Below are 16,567 nucleotides of genomic sequence, written 5' to 3'. Positions count from 1 at the left end.
AGGGCGGGTGGTGTGCTGATGGCCGAGCAGTTCGTCGGGTCCGGGTGGGCGTTCCCGCTGCGCATCGGGCCCACCGGCGGTATCGCCCTGGTCAGCGGCGAGCGCGAGGTGGAGGAGGCGATCCGGCTGGTGCTGGCCACCGCGCCCGGGGAGCGGCCGATGCGCCCCGAGTTCGGCTGCGCCATCCACGACCTGGTCTTCGCCCCGGTCAACGAGCAGACCGCGGGCCGCATCCAGCACGAGGTCCTGATGAGCCTCGACCGCTGGGAGCCGCGCATCGAGGTGCACGACGTCGACGTCAGCGCCGGTGGCGACCAGAGCGTGCTGTTCATCGACGTCCGCTACTCGATCCGCGGCACCAACAACCCGCGCAGCCTGGTCTTCCCCTTCTACGTCATCCCCTCCCACGACGAGCCCGGTCTGCCGGACTCCTCGGACGGCCCCGGCGGACCGTCCGGCCCCGGCACCCACCCCGAAAGCGAACGCTGATGTCCCTGCCCTCGCCCAACCTCGACGACCGCCGCTTCCAGCAGTTCGTCGACGACGCCAAGCGCTACATCCAGCAACGCGCCCCGGAGTGGACCGACCACAACGTCTCCGACCCCGGCGTCACCCTGATCGAGACGGTCGCGCACATGGCGGACCAGATCGTCTACCGGCTCAACCGGGTGCCGGAGAAGAACCACCTCGCCTTCCTCGACCTCGTGGGCATCACGCTCTTCCCGCCGGCCGCGGCCCGCACCGACGTCACCTTCTGGCTGTCCGCGCCGCAGGAGGAGGCCGTCTCCGTGCCGGTGGGCACGGAGGTCTCCACGCTGCGCACCGAGGGTGACGAGGCCGTCGTCTTCGCCACCGAGCGCGATCTGACGGTCGTCCCGTGCTCGCTGGGGCACCTGGTGGTCCAGCACCGGGGCGAACCGGTCGCCGACCGGACCGTCGACCTCGTCGAGGGCCGTGACGTGTCGTGCTTCGCCGAGGCGCCCCGGGCCGGCGACTGCGTGCTGCTGGGGCTGAGCGCCGCCGTACCGCACTGCGCGCTCGCGCTCGAACTCGACAGCCGTGTCGACGGCGTCGGTGTCGACCCGCGCCAGCCGCCGCTGGTGTGGGAGGCGTGGACCGAGGACGGCTGGCAGCTCTGCGAGGTGGACCGCGACGAGACCGGCGGCCTCAACCGCCCGGGCGATGTCGTCCTGCACATCCCGGGCGGCCACGTCCTGTCCCGCAACGGCGGCCACGAGGCGGGCTGGGTGCGCTGCCGCGTCACCGAGGCACTGCCCGGCCAGCCCTTCTACACCACCACTCCCACCATCCGCTCCGCCGAGGCCTACACCATCGGCGCCACCACCCGCGCGGTGCACGCCGAGACCGTCCGCGACGAGGCCCTGGGCGAGTCCACCGGGCTGCCCGGCCAGCGGCTGCGCCTGGCCAACGCGCCCGTGGTGGGCGACGACCCGCCGCTGCTGCTCCAGACCGCCGCGCACGACGGGTGGCAGGACTGGCAGGTCGTCTCCCACTTCGCCGCCTCCGGCCCCGAGGACCGGCATGTGACCCTGGACGCGGCGACCGGCGAGATCGCCTTCGGCCCCGCCGTGCGCGAACCGGACGGCAGCCTGCGCCAGTACGGCGCCGTCGCCTCCAAGGGATCCGTCGTCCGCGCCCGCCGCTACCGCACCGGCGGCGGCCGCTCCGGCAATGTCGCCCGGGGCGCCGTCCAGGTGCTGCGCACCTCCATCCCGTACGTCGCCGAAGTCGTCAACCGCGAGGCCGCGCGCGGGGGAGTCGACGGCGAGACCGTCGAGGAGGCCAAGCTCCGGGCGCCCATCACCCTGCGCGCCCAGGACCGTGCCGTCACCCTGCGCGACTACGAGGAACTCGCCCGCCGGGCCGCCCCCGAGACCGCCCGCATCACCTGTCTGGAGGGCGAGGAGGGCGACCACGGCGCCTACGCGGTACGGGTCGTGGTCGTCCCGCAGGCCGTGCCCGACCCCGGCGGCCGGCTCCGCTTCGAGCAACTGGTGCCCGGCGACGACCTGCTCGGCCGGATCACCCGCCACCTCGACGAGCGCCGCCTGATCGGCACCCGGCTCGCCGTCGGCCCGCCGTACTACCAAGGGGTCACCGTCGTCGCCACTGTCCACGCGTTCCGGGGCGCCGACACCGACCGGGTGCGCCGCCGGGCCCACGACGCGCTCTACCACCACCTCGACCCGCTCACCGGCGGCGCGGACGGCCGCGGCTGGCCCTTCGGGCGCCCGGTGCAGTCCGGCGAGGTCTTCGCCGTGCTGCAACGCGTCCCCGGCGTCGAACTCGTCGACCAGGTCGTCCTGCACCCGGCCGACCCGCTCACCGGCAAACGCGGCGACCCCACCGACCGCATCGACCTCGACGCCCCCTCCCTCGTCTTCTCCTACGACCACCGCGTCCGCGTCATCGGGGACCCGGCGTGACCGGCGGCAGGGGCTCCGTCGACGGCCTGGGCTCGTCCGCGCCCATCGGCGCCATGCTCCCGGCCGTGTTCGCCGACGACGACCTCGCCCAGCGCTTCGTCGCCGGGCTCGACGACGTGTTCGCCCCCCTCCTCAACGTCCTCGACTGCCTCGACACCTACTTCGACCCGGCCCTGACCCCCGTCGACTTCGCCCGGTGGCTCGGCACCTGGGTCGGCGCGGAGACCGACGGCGGCGAGCCCGAGCACCGGCTGCGCGCGGCCGTCGCCGCGGCCGCCCGGCTGCACCGGGTGCGCGGCACCCGGCGGGGCCTTTCGGAGGCGGTGCGCCTCGCGTTCGGGGTCGCGCCCGACATCACCGAGAGCGGTGGTGCCAACTGGAGCGCGCGCCCCCTCGGCCCGTTCCCCGGCACTCCGCGTCCCCGGCTGCACGTCGCCGTCCGGCTGCCCCACCCGACCCCGGCCGACACCCACCGCCTGGACACCCTGGTCGCCGCCGCCCGCCCCGCCCATATGCCCTACACCGTCGAAGTGACCGCCGCTGAAAGGACCCCGCAGCGATGACCACCCAGCACTGCGCCGAGTGCGGAACCCGCGCGGAACCGGGCCAGTCCTTCTGCGACTCGTGCGGCGCCGTACTCGGCTGGGACCGGGCCGGCGCCCGTGCCTCCAGCCCCGCGGCCACCGCGGGCGGCGCCGCATCCCGGGACGCCGCCGACCGCCCGTCGCCCGCCCCGCGAAGCCTGCCGGACAAGCCCCCGGGCGACCGCGCCACCACCGGCGAGCCGGACAGGGCCGCCGCCCGGGTCACCGGCCCGGAGCCGCACCGCCCCGAGCCCCCGTCCCGTACGGACCCACCGCACCAGGGAAGCGACGGCGCGTCGCACGCTCCGGGCGACCACTCCGCGTACGACCCGGATGCCAGGAACGCCACGGACGGCAGCACCCCCACGGTCCCGATGCCCCCCGCGCCGGCAGCGGGTCCCGCCGACGGCCTGCCGGACAGCGACACCGAGCGGGTCCGCTCCCTGCTCGTGCCCGTGGCCGACCCGGAGGCCCCGGCTCCGGCGCCGCCGGGTGTCGCGCCCGTGCTGCCCGGCCGCCCCGACGCCGACCGTCCGCAGGTGCGCGCCCCGGGCCCCGGCCAGGACTTCGGCGGCCCGCCGTGCCGCTGGTGCTCCACGCCGAACCGGCCCGACCGCCACTTCTGCGGCCGGTGCGCGATGCCCCTCGCCGCGGAGACCGCGGAGCCGAGCGTCCACCGCCCCTGGTGGCGCCGCCTCTTCGGACGGGGGAGCGAGACCCCCTGGGCCGGGGAACGTCCGCCGCTGCGCCGGGTGTTCGACCGCATCGGCACCTGGGTCGCCGCGGTGCTGGCGATGACCGCCGTCATCCTCGGCGTCATCTTCATCCCCGACGGCGTCCAGGCCACCCGCGACCACTTCGCCAAGCGCGCTCCGGTCGCTCCCGACGGCATGCGGGCCTCCCGCTCGTTCCCCGGGCACCAGCCGAAGCTCGCCTTCGACAAGCGGAGCAACACCTGGTGGGGGCCGGGTGTCTCCGAGGCGGGCCGGGGGGAGTGGATCGAGGTGAGCTTCTCCGAGCCCACCCGGCTGCTGGACGTGCTCATCACGCCCGGCGTCTCCGGCCGCCCCGACAAGCTGGGCGACTCTGCGCTGCCGCACCGCATCCGGGCGACGGTGACCACGAAGGACGGAAAGACCACGAACCGCGAGATCACCCTGGACCAGGGCGCGGGCGCCCAGCGACGCCCCTTCCGGATCGTCGACGTCCTCCGGGTCCGCTTCACCCTGGAATCGGCCTACGCGGCCTCCGGCGACAAGCAGGTCGCCATCGCGGAGATCGAGTTCTTCGGCCGCTCCAGCTCGAACGGCATCTGACCCCGGGCGCGGCGGCGGCGCTCCCGGCCCGGCGGGTGGATCAGTGCTGGCTGTTCAGGAAGCCGATCGCGAGAGCGCCCCACCAGGCGCCCTGGGAGACCAGGGCCGTCGCGGCGCTGCGGACCAGCAGCCGACGGCCGACGGGCTCGCCGTCGGCGGCGCCGAGCCGGCGGTGCAGGGCGGACGCCTGGACCCCGTTGAGGGAGAGCACGAGAACGAGGACGAGCTTGGCGCAGGTGAGCGGTGAGCCGAGGTCGGGATGGAGGAACGCGCCGCTGAACAGCAGCCCGCCGAGCCCGAGCCAGACGGGCACGTGCAGCGGCGCCGTGAAGTCGAGCACCTCGCGGAGGGTCTTGCGGCCCATCAGCCACAGGGCGCCGTAGTAGTCGATGGCGAGCACCGCGCCGAAGCCCAGAACCAGGGAGGCGAGGTGGGTGAACAGGGCCACGGTGTGCAGTGTGGCGTCCGCCTTCAGGTGGAGCGCGACCCATATGGTGGCCGCCCAGCCCGCGCACACCGCGAGCGACACCGCCGTGGTCCCGCACCAGCGGGGAAGCCGGAGCAGCTCCGCTTCCCGCCCGGGTCCGTGGGGGCTCGCGGTGACGTCGGCGGCGGACATGGGTACTCCAGGGATCTTCTACGGGGCGTACTCGCACCGACCAGCGGCCGAGCGAAGGTAAGGCTGGCCTAAGCGTTGACGTCCGTCAAGGTGACTGTCCGCACAGTGGGCACAGCGGTGTGCGGTCGCGGTCGCGTGCCTGGGCAGGAGGGATACCCCTGCCCAGGCACCCGCCACGGGCCGCGCCCACCGGGAAGAGGTGGCCCCCGGCCGTCAGCGCGATTCGGGGCGGAAAGGAGTGATGACGGCGAACTTGCCGCCCTGCGGGTCCTGGAGGACCGCCATCCGGCCCGTGGAGCTGTTGAACGGCGGCTTGAGCACCTTGCCGCCGGTGCTGGTCGCCGTGTCGGCGGTGGTGTCGGTGTCCTCGACGGCGAAGTACGTCAGCCAGTGCGACGGAGTGCCCGGCGGGAGCTTGTCGAGGCCCTGCATCCCGGCGACGACCCGCCCGTCGACCGCGAGGCCGAAGTAGCCCTCCTCGCCCTCCAGCGGCGCGTCGGTCAGGCCCATGACGTCTGAGTAGAAGCGCGCCGCCGCGTCGGTGTCCCCGGTGTTCAGCTCGCTCCAGATGAACGCGCCGGGTTCGTTGACGATCCGCGCGCCGAGGAAGTCCCGGGCCTGCCACAGGCCGAACGCCGCGCCCGTGGGGTCGGTGTCGATGGACACGCGGCCGAGCGTACGCACGTCGGTGCCCGCACTGACGACGGTGCCCCCGCTGTCGGCGATCGCCTTCTCGCTCGCGTCGACGTCCGAGGTGGCGAAGTAGGTGGTCCACACCGTCCGCCGGGCGGGGCCGCCGTCCGGCGATATGGAGGTCGTGATCCCGGCCACGGGCTTCCCGTCCAGGGTGCAGATCGTGTACCCGCCGGTCTGCGGCGACCCGGTCTCGCCCTCCCACCCGAAGAGGCCGCGGTAGAAGTCGAGTGCCGCCCGCTGGTCGGCCGCCACGAGGTCGATCCAGCACGGAGTGCCGGGCGGATAAGGGCTGTTGACATCAGACATGAGCAGTCTCCATGGGCCGGGAGGGACGGGCTGATGGAACGAGCTGAGGGCCACCGTACCCAGGCAGTGGGGGACAGCCCTACCCTTCAGTCGGGGGCGTGCCCCGATGACAGGCCGCGTGCGGATGCGCCAGGGTCGTCGTCATGACGACAGGGCCACACCCCGACACGCCCCACCCCACCACCGCGTCCGAAGTACCCCGGCACCGCCCCGCCGCCCGCCGACGCCGTCGGCACCTCATGGCCGCCGCGTCCCTTCTGGCCGCGACCAGTCTGCTCGCGACGGGAACGTCGTACGCCCGCGACGGAGGGGCTAAGACGTGGCAAGCGGCCCAACTGCGCGCGCTGGCAAGGGAAGCGACAGCCTCCGGCGCACCCGGCGTGATCGTACGCGTGGACGACGGCCGTGGCCGCCCGGTGGAGGTCGTCGAGCAGGCCCGCTGGGCGAGGAAGGGCCACCGCCTCAAGGCGGGGGACGAGTTCCGGATGGGCTCCAACACCAAGACCATGATGGCCACGCTCGTCCTGCAACTCGTCGCGCAGGACCGGCTCGCCCTGACCGACCCGGTGGAGAAGTGGCTTCCGGGCCGGGTCCCCGACGGCCGCGCGATCACCCTGCGGATGCTCCTCAACCACACCAGCGGTCTGCGCGACTACACCGAGGATCCCGCGATCCTGCCCTCGATCATGGGTCAGGACCAGCGGGGATGGACCTCGCGGGAGCTGCTCGCCCTCGGCGTACGGCACGACCCGCTGTTCCCGCCGGGCAGCTCGTGGGCGTACAGCAACACCAACTACGCCGCGATCGGCGCCGTCCTGGAGGAGGCCACCGGGAGGAGCCTCGCGGAGCTGGTCCGCGACCGGATCGCCCGCCCGCTCGGCCTGAGGCACACCTATTACGCGACGGACGCCGCGTGGCACGGCCCGCACGCCCGGGGCCAGGAGCCGGACGCGGCCCATATGCCACCGGGGGTGCCTACGGAGTACCGGGACTTCGCGGGGGCGCACCGCGACGGCCAGGTGGACGTCTCCGACAACAATCCGTCGTGGGGCGGGGCGGCCGGGGCCGTGGTGTCCTCGGCGGGCGACTGGCACACCTTCTTCACCGCGCTGATGTCCGGCAGGCTGCTGCCCGCGGCCCAGCTGGCCCAGATGCGTACCGCCGTGCCGGTCTTCCCGGACCAGCCGGACGGGCCCGGCTACGGGCTGGGCATCGCGACCGTCCCGACCCCGTGCGGCAGGGTGTGGTCGCACGACGGCGGCATTCCCGGCTATTTCAGTTTCCACGCCACCGATTCCACCGGCAGCCGCACGGCGGCCATGCTGGTCTCCACGGAGGCGTTCGCCGAGCACCCGGAGGCCTTCGCGAGGCTGGACAAGGCCACCAAGGCGGTGCAGACGGCCGTGATCTGCGCCATGTTCGACAAGCCGGTGCCGTCCGCCGCCGCGGCGGGCCGACCCGTGGCGTAAATCGATGTCCCGGTGAAGGAGGCAGCAGCTGTCTCCTTCAATTCGGTGAACGCGGATGCCCTCGGGCTGACGGACATGGGCATCTCCGCCGCGTCGGACCAGCGCGGGGGAACGGCTACCACATCGCCCGTCCCCCATGCCACCCATGACCCGTGAAACTCACCTGCACAGCAGCTCCGATAGCATGATCGAACGGCGGTTGCCCTCCACGCCCGTGCTCCACCGGGAAAACACGCCCTCCGGTACCAAGGGTGACCATTACTAAAAAACTAACAAATCGGCCAATTCATTGAAATCGATAATACCTCGGGTGTTTTCGCGAATAGATTTTAAAATTGAGTACGCCGCGCTGCGCCGGCCGCGGACGATGCTGTGGGCCGCCGTCACCGCGGTGACCCTCGGATTCTTCGTCGCGCTGGAGATCGTCGCGCGTCATTACGGTATGCCGGGGCCTCTTACGGGCCAGGTGCCGGAGTTGCTTTTCGCCCCCAAGTCGGGGCCGCTGCTGTATGCCGGTATGGCGCTGATGATGGTGGTGCTCACCTGGCGGCAGCGATTCGTCGCGGCCGGTGTCGCGGTCGGTATCGACGCCGTCTTCATGTCGGTGCGCTGGGCGGTCGACGCCAAGATGGCGTTCGGCAACGGCCCGTTGTGGGTGATGGTGGCGTGCGCGGTCATCGCCCTCGTACGCCGCACCGGCAAGGAACGTGTCCTGCTGCTGAAGGGCGTCGGCCTGGGCATGCTGCTGGTGATCGGCCACAAGACGGGCGACACCTGGCTGCTGATCACCTCGAAGACCCGCCCGGACGTGCTCGACCAGTACGTGGTGACGGCCGACCACGCGCTGGGCAACCCGTCCTGGGTGGCGGGCCAGATCGTCGAGGCCTCCGGCCCGGTCGGCTCGCACGTCCTCGACTTCGTCTACGGCCAGCTCCCGCTGGCAGCGGCCCTCTTCGCGCTGTACCAGCTGCGCAACGTGGCGGCCGAGCGCCGTTTCCCGGGTCACCACCTGGTGCGCACCTTCCTGGCGATCGGCCTCCTGGGGCCTGCCATCTACATGATCTTCCCCGTGGTCGGACCGGTCTTCACTTACGGAGGCGGCGCCTTCGGCACGGGCGGCGGGCACTGGGCGCTGGCACAGATGTGGCCGGACACGGTCCCGTCGATCGCTGCCCCGCGCCCGTTCCCGTACGACGAGATCACCCCGCGCAACTGCATGCCCAGCCTGCACACCGCCTGGGCCACCACGATCTTCATTCACTCCCGCAAGGCGCCGAGAATCGGACGCTTCGCCGGTACGTTCTGGCTCGTCGCCACGCTCAGCGCGACCCTGGGATTCGGCTATCACTACGGCGCGGACCTGCTCGCCGGTGTGGTCTTCGCGGTCACGGTCGAGGCCGCGATGCGTGCGTTCGACCGGGGCTGGGACCGCTCGGCCACCCTGTTCATTGTCTACGGCGCGACGGTCTTCTCCGGGCTCCTGCTTTCCTACCGCTATCTGCCGGTGGAAATGGCCGGACACCCCTGGGTATTCGGCCCCCTGCTCCTTCTGGCGATGTCCTCGGTGGTGTACGGATACGTACGGACCACCAAGCGCTGGGAACCGCGGACGGCGCGCGTACAACCCTCGGAACTGGAACCGCAGCCCGAAATGGCGTGAGGCCTGCCGGCCGGCGGGGTCCGGCGCGGCAGCGGGCGGTGCGGGGCCCGGCGGGCCCGGGTCAGGCCGCCGGGACCTGTTCCCGCTGTGCCTTGCGGCGCAGCGCCTCCTCGTCGGTGTCCGCGTCGTACGTGACCAGCTTCGGCAGGGCGGCCGACAGCAGGGCCACGGAGGCCAGACAGGCCAGACCGCCGGACCAGAACGCGGCCCGGGTCCCGGTCCACCCCGCCATGCCGCCCGCCCGGACCTGGCCCAGCTGCGGCCCGACGCTGTACGAGAGCACCTCTATGCCCGCCAGCCGCCCCCGCAGATGCTCCGGGATCGTCTGGTTCCAGATGGTGGAGCGGCCCAGGCCGCTGAGCATGTCGCCGGCGCCCGCCGCGGCCAGGCAGAGCAGCACCAGCCAGATGTCGGAGCACCACCCGGCCGCCGCGATCGCCAGCCCCCACCCGGCCGCGCCGAAGATCACGAGCAGGCCGTGGCGCCGTACCCGCGAGGTCCACCCGCTGGTGAGGCTGACCAGCACCGACCCCGCCGACCCGGCCGCGTACATCAGACCGAGCGCCCATGGCGCGTCCAGCTCGTCCGCGAGGAACGGGAAGATCGTGTTCGGGAACGCGAAGAACATCGCCGCGAGGTCCACGGCGTACGTCCCGAGCAGCACCGGCCGCGACCAGGCGTAGCGCGCGCCCTCGGCGATGCCGCGCAGGGACGGCTTGTCCGCGCCGTGCGCGGGCGGCGCGGGGGAGAGGCGCAGGCACAGCAGCACCGAGACGAGGAAGCCCGCCGCCGTCAGGGCGTACGCCGTGCCGTGACCCGCGTACGCCACCACCAGACCGGCGGCGGCCGGCCCCGCGATCATGCCGATCTGCCAGCGCACCGCGTTGAGCGCGGCGGCGGCCGTCTGCTGCTCGTGCGGGACGATCCGCGCCATCATCGAGTCCAGCGCGGGCCGCTGGAGCCCGGCCAGGGCCGAGACGCACGCGGCGACCACATACAGCGGCCACAGCCGCGGCGAGCCCAGCACCGCGTTCCCCAGCAGCAGCACCGCCAGCACGGCCAGCCCCGCCTCGGTCGCCAGGATCACCCTGCGACGGTCGACGGCATCGGCCAGCGCCCCGCCGTACAGCCCGAACACCACCAGCGGCACCAGCTCGACCAGCCCCATCGCCCCCACCGCCAGCGGCGAGTCGGTGAGCTCCTTGATCTGGAGCGGCAGCGCGACCATGGCCATCGAGCTGGCGAGGATCGCGACGATGCCCTGCACCCAGAGCAGCCGGAAGTCGGCGGAGGACCGCCAGGGGGAGAGGTCCGGGAGCAGGCCGGACAGACGCGGGCGTCTGGGGGAGGGGGTGGGGGAGGTCGCACTGGTCACGAGTGACGATGGTGTGCGCCGCACACCCTCAGGGCAATCGATTTTCCGCGGGCGGGCGGGCCCCGCGGGTGCCCGGTGCGCGGTGTGACAACGTCCCGCGCAGTCCTTTTATGTGTCCCGTGGGAGTGAATATCGGCCTGCAGGAACGGTTACCCGTCACACCGCTCCCACCAGGCGTGATGGGCTTCAGCCGTCACGAAGTTCCCCCCGAATCTTGGAGAGACATGCGTATTCGCCCTGCCCTCGTTGCTCTGGTCGCGGTCGCCGGTGTGTTCGGCGGTGCCGGTGCGGCGGTGGCCGACGCCGGCGCCCACGGTGAGGCCATCGGGTCCCCGGGGGTCCTCTCCGGCAACGTGATCCAGGTGCCCGTGCACGTGCCGGTCAACGTCTGCGGCAACAGCGTGAACATCGTGGGCCTGCTCAACCCGGCCTTCGGCAACACCTGCGTCAACGACTGAGCGGTTCGCGGCTGGTGTCCTGTGGGTGCTGTCCGACCGGTCCGGTCGGGCAGCACCCGCGGCTGTTCTCAGTCCCGCAGCCCCACCCGCTCGTGCAGTCGGCGCAGCGGCCCGGGCGCCCACCAGTTGGCCCGTCCCGCCAGCCTCATGAAGGACGGCACCAGCACCGCCCGTACCAGCGTCGCGTCCAGGACCACCGCCAACGCCAGCCCGACGCCCAGCAGTTTGAGCAGGGTCACCCCGGAGACCGCGAAGACGAACAGCACCGCGGCGACGAGGACCGCCGCGGCCGTGATGATCCGGCCGGTGTGCTGGAGGCCGTAGGCCACCGACTCCGTGTCGTCCCCGGTGCGCAGTCGGCGTTCGCGGATCCGGGAGAGCAGGAACACCTCGTAGTCCATGGAGAGGCCGAAGGCCACGCAGAAGGTCAGGATCGGGATCGTGGCGTCCAGGGTCCCGGTGTGCTGGGGGGAACCCACCAGGAACGACAGATGGCCTTCCTGGAAGACGAACACCATCGCCCCGAACGTGGCACTGAGGCTGAGGGTGTTGAGCACCAGCGCCTTCACCGGCATCAGAACGCTCCCGGTGAACAGGAAGAGCAGCACCAGCGAGAACCCCGCCACGATGGCGAGCGCCGCCGGAGTGGCCCGGGCGATCGCCGCCGTGCTGTCCCTCACCTCGGCGGCCCTGCCCCCCACCGACACCCGGGCGGGGCCGTGCCCTGTGCCGTCCGGCGGTGCCACGTGCCGTAGCCGGCCCACGAGCCGGGTGGCGGCGGGGGAGTCCGGCTCCACCGAGGGGATCACGGAGAGCAGCGCGCTGTCGCCGTTCAGGAGCGCCGGACCCACCGGGCCGGGGCCCCCGGTCCGGCGCCCGTCGGCGTAGCCGCCGGACGCGGCCGTCACCTGGCGGACTCCGCGCACCGCCGACAGCGCACGGGCGTAGGGCTCAAGGGCCTCGACCCCCTCTCGCCCCACACCCTCCACCACCACCGGGACGGTATGCGGCAAGTCCGCGTCGAACTCGTCGCGCAGCAGCTGGGTGGCTCGGTGGACCTGGGAGTCGGCGGGCAGCGAGCGGTCGTCGAAGAGGCCGGGAGTGAGCCGGGCGAAGGGGGAGGCGAGGAGCACCAGGAGCAGCACCGCGCCGCTCCCGTACAGCAGCGGGCGGCGCATCACCGCACTCGCGAACCGGTACCAGCGGCCGCTCCCGGGCGGATCCGCCGCCGTACCGGTCGCCGGTCGCGCGGGACCGCGCAGCCGGGCGAAGACGTCGTAGCGGTTGACGCGGTGGCCCAGGACGGCCAGCAGCGCGGGCAGGACGAAGACGGCTCCGGCCGCCGCCGAGAGCACCACCGCGATACCGCCGTAGGCGAACGAGCGCAGGAAGAACTGGGGGAAGACCAGCAGGGCGACCAGGGAGAGGGCCACCGTCAGCCCGGAGAACGCCACCGTCCGCCCGGCCCTGCGGACCGTGGGCCCCAGGGCCTCGCGGACCGTGGCGCCGCCGCTCAGCTCCTCCCGGAAGCGGGCGAGGACGAAGAGGCTGTAGTCGATCGCGAGGCCGAGGCCGAGCGCCGTGGTGGAGTTCATCGAGTACACCGAGATCGGCACCGCCCCGGCCAGGGCGTTCAGTACGGCGCGGGTCACCAGGACCGACAGCAGCGCGATGACCAGCGGCAGGGCCGCGGCGACCGCGCTGCCGAAGACCAGCAGCAGGAGGACGAGGGTGAGGGGCATCGCGATCGCCTCGGCGAGCAGGAGGTCGTGCGCGGTCTGCCTGCCGACCTCCGACTGCACCTGTGCGGGCCCCGCCGCCCCGACCGTCAGGCCCCGTGCGTCGCGCCGGACCTCCGGCACCAGCCGCTCGGCCGTCCTGGCCCGGTCGTCCTCGTCGCCGCGCAGGGAGAGCGAGATGAGGGCCGTGGAGCCGTCGCGGGAGCGCAGCGAGGGCGCGCGCCCCGCCGTCCAGTACGAGGTGGCCGCCCGCACCCCCGGGGCGCGCGCCACGCGCCGGGTCAGGGCGGTGCCGAGCGATGTCATCGCGGGGGAGTCGACCGGCGTGGACCCGCCGAGCAGCAGCACCAGGTCGTCGTCGGTGGCGGGAAAACGCTCCGACACCAGGCGCGCGGCACGCGAGGACTGCGCCCCGGGATCGGAGAACCCGCCGTGGACCAGCCGGTGTTCCACACCGAGGTCGCCGACACCGGCCAGCACGACGACGCACGCGCTCACCCACAGCACCGCGACGCGCCGCCGGTACAGGGCCGTGCTGAAGCGGATCATGGCGGGCCTCCCGGGGCGAGCGGTCTGCCGTGGCGAGAGTCCACGGCCGTACGGAGCCGTCGCGCACGGCGGTCGGGCACCGCGCGCGGTCGTGAGGCGCGGCGTGACGGCGCGGGCGAGCGGCGTCTTGCGGCCCGTTCGATTGAGGGGCGGGCCCCTGGTGGCGATACTGGCTCCCGTCCGGTGACACCGACGCGAAGCGGGACCCCCATGGACCAGGAACGCGCGCTGCTGGACCTGCTCGGCCACCTCGAACTCGCCCCCGCGCCCGGCAGCGGCGCCGGGGAGCACTTCGTCGGTCCTCCTCCGCTGGAGCAGTCCGTCCCGGTGTACGGAGGGCATGTCGCCGCGCAGGCGCTGGCCGCGGCCGGGCGTACGGTGCCCGGCGGGCTCTCGGCGCACTCCGCGCACTGCTTCTTCCTGCGGCCCACCCTGCCGACCGCGCCGTTCGACCACCGCGTCGAGCGGGTGCGGGACAGCGCCGCCTTCGCCACCCGGCGCGTGACCGCGACCCAGCGCGGCCGGGAGGTGTTCGCGCTGACGGCTTCCTTCCACCACCCCGAACCGGGCCTGGACCACCAGGATCCGATGCCGTCCGTCCCCGCCCCCGAGGACCTGGCGGCCTACGAGGAGCGGCTGACCAAGGCCTTCGGCGCGGTCACACAGCCGCTCGGGAAACCCTACGACCTGCGTTTCGTCGGCCCGTTGAGTTTCGACGTGGAGAACGACCCCTCGCTGGCGGCCTCGCGGAACCAGGTGTGGGTGCGCGCCAAGGGCGACCTGCCGCCGCAGACGGACCCGGACCGTGAACGCCTGCTCCACGACTGTCTGTTGGTGTACGTCTGCGATGTCACCATGCTGGAGACGGTGCTGCTCCGGCACGGTGTCTCGTGGTTCCACGCCAGTGGCCGCAGCCTCGACTACACCGTGTGGATCCATCGTCCCTTCCGGGCGGACGAGTGGCTGCTGTGCGACCTGGAGACGCCGGTCGCCACCGGCGGGCGCGGGCTGGTCCTGGGCCGGGTCTTCACCCGTGACGGGGTGCTGGTGGCCACCCTCGCGCAGGAGGGTGTGATCCGGGTGAGCGGCGGACACGGCGCCCTGGGCTGAGAACACCGCGCCCCCCGCCTAGACGACCAGTCCGCCGGAGACCTCGATGGCCTGCCCGGTGATGTAGCGGGCCCGGTCGGAGGCGAGGAAACACACCAGGTGCGCCACGTCCAGCGGCGAGCCGAAGGTGTGTGTGGGGATGAGGGACCTGAGGAGCTCGGCCCTGTCGGGCGGGATCGCGGCCGTCATGTCCGTCTCGATGAGACCGGGCGCCACCGCGTTGACGGTCACTCCCCGGGCGCCGATCTCCTTGGCGAGGGCCTTGGTGAAGCCGATGACCCCGGCCTTCGCGGCCGAATAGGCCGTCTGGCCGGGGATACCGTGCAGCCCCGACGAGGAGGCGATGTTGATGATGGCGCCGCCGCGCTGCTTCACCAGCGGCATCAGCAGCGGTCTGGTGACGGTGTACATGCTGTCCAGATTGGTGCCGATGACGTCGTGCCACTGCTGCGGGCCCATCCGGGCGAACAGGGTGTCCCGGGTGAGCCCGGCGTTGTTGACCAGGACGTCGAACCGGTCGAGGCGGCCCAGCGCCGCCGTCGCGAAGCGTTCGGCCTCGCCGGCGTCGGCCACATGGGCGTACAGCGGGACGCAGCGCTGGTCGGGGTGGTCGGCGCGCAGCTCGTCGGCGAGGGCGCGGGCCCGGTCCTCTCCGCTGTGGTAGCCGAAGACGACGTCGGCGCCCTGGGCGAGGGCGAGCCGTACGATCGCGGCGCCGATGCCCCGCGAGCCTCCGGTGACGACACACCCGCGCCCCGCCAGGGGCAGCTCATCCACCGCTGCCCGCCCCGGGCACCGGCAGCGACACGTCCACCGGGACGGGCCGGCGCGACTGCCTCTTGCGCAGCGCGGCCTCCTCGCGCAGCTCGCGGTAGCGCTCCTCGGCGATCAGCGCGGAGATCATGGGCGCGTAGAACGCGCCGTCGCCGACGAGCCGGATGCGCTCGGGGGTGATCTCCGCGAAGCCCCGCTCGGCCAGGGCGTCCCAGACGGTGGCGTACTTCTCGTACACGTCGAGGCCGAAGGCGGCACGGTACTGGGTGCGGTTGACCTCGGTGCTGATGAGGCTGCGGAAGAGGAGCATCAGCAGCCAGTCGTCGGGGGTGTGCCTGTAGCCCCGCTCGACCGGGAAGCGGCCGTCGTCCACGGCGGCCTTGTACTGGGCCAGGCTGCGGTGGTTGATGAACGACCAGGAGCGGCCCGGTGGGAGGGCGGGGTTGCCGAAGAAGGTGATCGCCGCATAGCCGAGCCCGAGGGTGTCCAGGTGGTCGAAGCGGGTGGTGTAGCCCTCGCGGAAGTCACGGGCGGCGGGGTCGCCGGGGCGGCGGAAGTTGTACGTGGACAGCTGCTGGTAGCCGTTCTCCAGCAGGAAGTCGCGGCCCGCCCGGTAGATCTCCAGGTTGGCCAGGGTGCTGGGGAGTTCGTGGTAGCGGTTGAGGGCGAAGTCGGTGGGGCCGCCGACGTTCAGCTCGTAGTGGGTGATGTCGTACACCTCCCAGGAGACCAGGGTCTCCAGGTCCTCCAGCATGGAGTCGACGGTCTGCTGCGGCCAGCCGAAGATGAGGTCGACGTTGGCGGACAGGCCCAGCTCACGGGCCCACTCCAGGCTCTGGATGACGTGCTTGGTCGTCTGCTTGCGGCCGCTGAGGCTGTTGAGGTGTTCGTTGACCTGCTGGACGCCCATGCTGACGCGGGTCATCCCCGAGTCGCGGATCGCCTCCATCTTCTCCCGGGTGAAGAGCTGGGGGATCCCTTCCAGGGTGAGGTCGGCCTGGTCGGAGATGTCGGGGAACAGGCCGCGCACCAGGTCCATCAGCCGGTGGTAGACCGGCGCCCTGTAGAGGTTGGAGGTGCCCCCGCCGAAGTAGGCGCCGGTGAGGGTGGTGCCCTCCATCTGGCTCCGGTACATCTCGGCTTCGCGTTCCACGTATCCGTAGTAGTTCTCCAGGGCGGCGTTGCCCTGGAACTCCTCCACGGGGAACAGGCAGTAGCCGCATTTACCGGGGTCGGTCTTGATGCAGTAGGGGACGCCGACGTACAGGAACACGGCCGGCTTGCCGACGGTCCGGGACAACTGGCGGCGGTCCGCGCCGATCTCGTCCAGCGGCACGGAGAGCTCGTTCCAGAATCGCGGCGACGGAAAGCCGTGCTGGATCTTGTTGACCTGGCGTTCGGCGAGGTGGCTGTCGAGGTAGTCGTTGACGAAGTCGGGGCTCAGCACGGTTGCTGGCACTTCCCC

Annotated in this window: 14 protein-coding genes; 8 read left to right on the top strand and 6 right to left on the bottom strand. The window is 72.5% G+C overall.

The genetic code is table 11. From position 1 onward, the window contains the following. Positions 1 to 18 precede the first annotated feature (18 nt). The 4 genes from ABD236_RS07875 to ABD236_RS07860 are packed head-to-tail and all read left to right on the top strand — an operon-like array spanning position 19 to position 4,347. Positions 19 to 489: a GPW/gp25 family protein gene (locus ABD236_RS07875; RefSeq protein WP_344071691.1), complete on the top strand. Its 471-nt coding sequence runs from the start codon at positions 19 to 21 to the stop codon at positions 487 to 489. Beyond that, on the top strand, positions 489 to 2,447 hold the full coding sequence (locus ABD236_RS07870; protein ID WP_344071689.1) for a putative baseplate assembly protein: 1,959 nt from the start codon (positions 489 to 491) through the stop codon (positions 2,445 to 2,447). The genes ABD236_RS07875 and ABD236_RS07870 overlap by 1 nt, the downstream gene beginning before the upstream one ends. Before the next feature lie 53 nt (positions 2,448 to 2,500). Then, entirely contained in the window at positions 2,501 to 3,010 is a 510-nt protein-coding gene (locus tag ABD236_RS07865) for a phage tail protein (RefSeq protein ID WP_344072247.1), read from the top strand. Then, positions 3,007 to 4,347, top strand: a complete 1,341-nt coding sequence (locus ABD236_RS07860; RefSeq protein WP_344071687.1) for an NADase-type glycan-binding domain-containing protein — start codon at positions 3,007 to 3,009, stop codon at positions 4,345 to 4,347. Before ABD236_RS07865 ends, ABD236_RS07860 begins: the two co-directional genes overlap by 4 nt. A gap of 40 nt (positions 4,348 to 4,387) precedes the next feature. Here the strand turns inward: ABD236_RS07860 and ABD236_RS07855 are convergent, their stop codons facing one another. Then, on the bottom strand, positions 4,388 to 4,966 hold the full coding sequence (locus ABD236_RS07855) for a hypothetical protein (protein WP_344071685.1): 579 nt from the start codon (positions 4,964 to 4,966) through the stop codon (positions 4,388 to 4,390). A gap of 213 nt (positions 4,967 to 5,179) precedes the next feature. Continuing rightward, positions 5,180 to 5,968: a VOC family protein gene (locus ABD236_RS07850; RefSeq protein ID WP_344071683.1), complete on the bottom strand. Its 789-nt coding sequence runs from the start codon at positions 5,966 to 5,968 to the stop codon at positions 5,180 to 5,182. A gap of 380 nt (positions 5,969 to 6,348) precedes the next feature. Between ABD236_RS07850 and ABD236_RS07845 the strand changes: the two genes are divergently transcribed. Together ABD236_RS07845 and ABD236_RS07840 are read left to right on the top strand one after the other, a co-directional pair. Continuing rightward, on the top strand, positions 6,349 to 7,437 hold the full coding sequence (locus tag ABD236_RS07845) for a serine hydrolase domain-containing protein (protein WP_344071680.1): 1,089 nt from the start codon (positions 6,349 to 6,351) through the stop codon (positions 7,435 to 7,437). A gap of 367 nt (positions 7,438 to 7,804) precedes the next feature. Next, positions 7,805 to 9,097 (top strand): phosphatase PAP2 family protein, encoded by a 1,293-nt coding sequence (locus ABD236_RS07840; RefSeq protein WP_344071678.1) that lies wholly within the window; start codon positions 7,805 to 7,807, stop codon positions 9,095 to 9,097. A gap of 61 nt (positions 9,098 to 9,158) precedes the next feature. Here the strand turns inward: ABD236_RS07840 and ABD236_RS07835 are convergent, their stop codons facing one another. Further along, entirely contained in the window at positions 9,159 to 10,472 is a 1,314-nt protein-coding gene (locus tag ABD236_RS07835; protein WP_344071676.1) for an MFS transporter, read from the bottom strand. 224 nt (positions 10,473 to 10,696) lie between these two features. On the opposite strand from ABD236_RS07835, the gene ABD236_RS07830 reads away from it, so the two are divergent. Beyond that, positions 10,697 to 10,930, top strand: coding sequence for a chaplin (locus ABD236_RS07830; RefSeq protein ID WP_344071674.1), 234 nt, complete (start codon positions 10,697 to 10,699; stop codon positions 10,928 to 10,930). Positions 10,931 to 10,998: 68 nt separating this feature from the next. On the opposite strand, the gene ABD236_RS07825 is transcribed toward ABD236_RS07830, so the two are convergent. Beyond that, a complete protein-coding gene (locus ABD236_RS07825) occupies positions 10,999 to 13,218 on the bottom strand; it encodes an MMPL family transporter (protein WP_344071671.1) in 2,220 nt (739 codons plus the stop codon). A gap of 210 nt (positions 13,219 to 13,428) precedes the next feature. Between ABD236_RS07825 and ABD236_RS07820 the strand changes: the two genes are divergently transcribed. After that, complete coding sequence (locus ABD236_RS07820) at positions 13,429 to 14,328, top strand: acyl-CoA thioesterase (protein ID WP_344071669.1); 900 nt, start codon at positions 13,429 to 13,431, stop codon at positions 14,326 to 14,328. 18 nt (positions 14,329 to 14,346) lie between these two features. Here ABD236_RS07820 and ABD236_RS07815 read toward each other — a convergent pair whose 3' ends face one another. Continuing rightward, positions 14,347 to 15,105, bottom strand: a complete 759-nt coding sequence (locus tag ABD236_RS07815; RefSeq protein WP_344071667.1) for an SDR family oxidoreductase — start codon at positions 15,103 to 15,105, stop codon at positions 14,347 to 14,349. Continuing rightward, positions 15,098 to 16,561, bottom strand: a complete 1,464-nt coding sequence (locus tag ABD236_RS07810; protein WP_344071665.1) for a coproporphyrinogen-III oxidase family protein — start codon at positions 16,559 to 16,561, stop codon at positions 15,098 to 15,100. Before ABD236_RS07810 ends, ABD236_RS07815 begins: the two co-directional genes overlap by 8 nt. Positions 16,562 to 16,567: the final 6 nt, after the last annotated feature.

Source organism: Streptomyces crystallinus (assembly GCF_039521265.1).
GTDB lineage: Bacteria > Actinomycetota > Actinomycetes > Streptomycetales > Streptomycetaceae > Streptomyces > Streptomyces crystallinus.
This window is presented reverse-complemented; position numbering and strand designations above follow the sequence as displayed.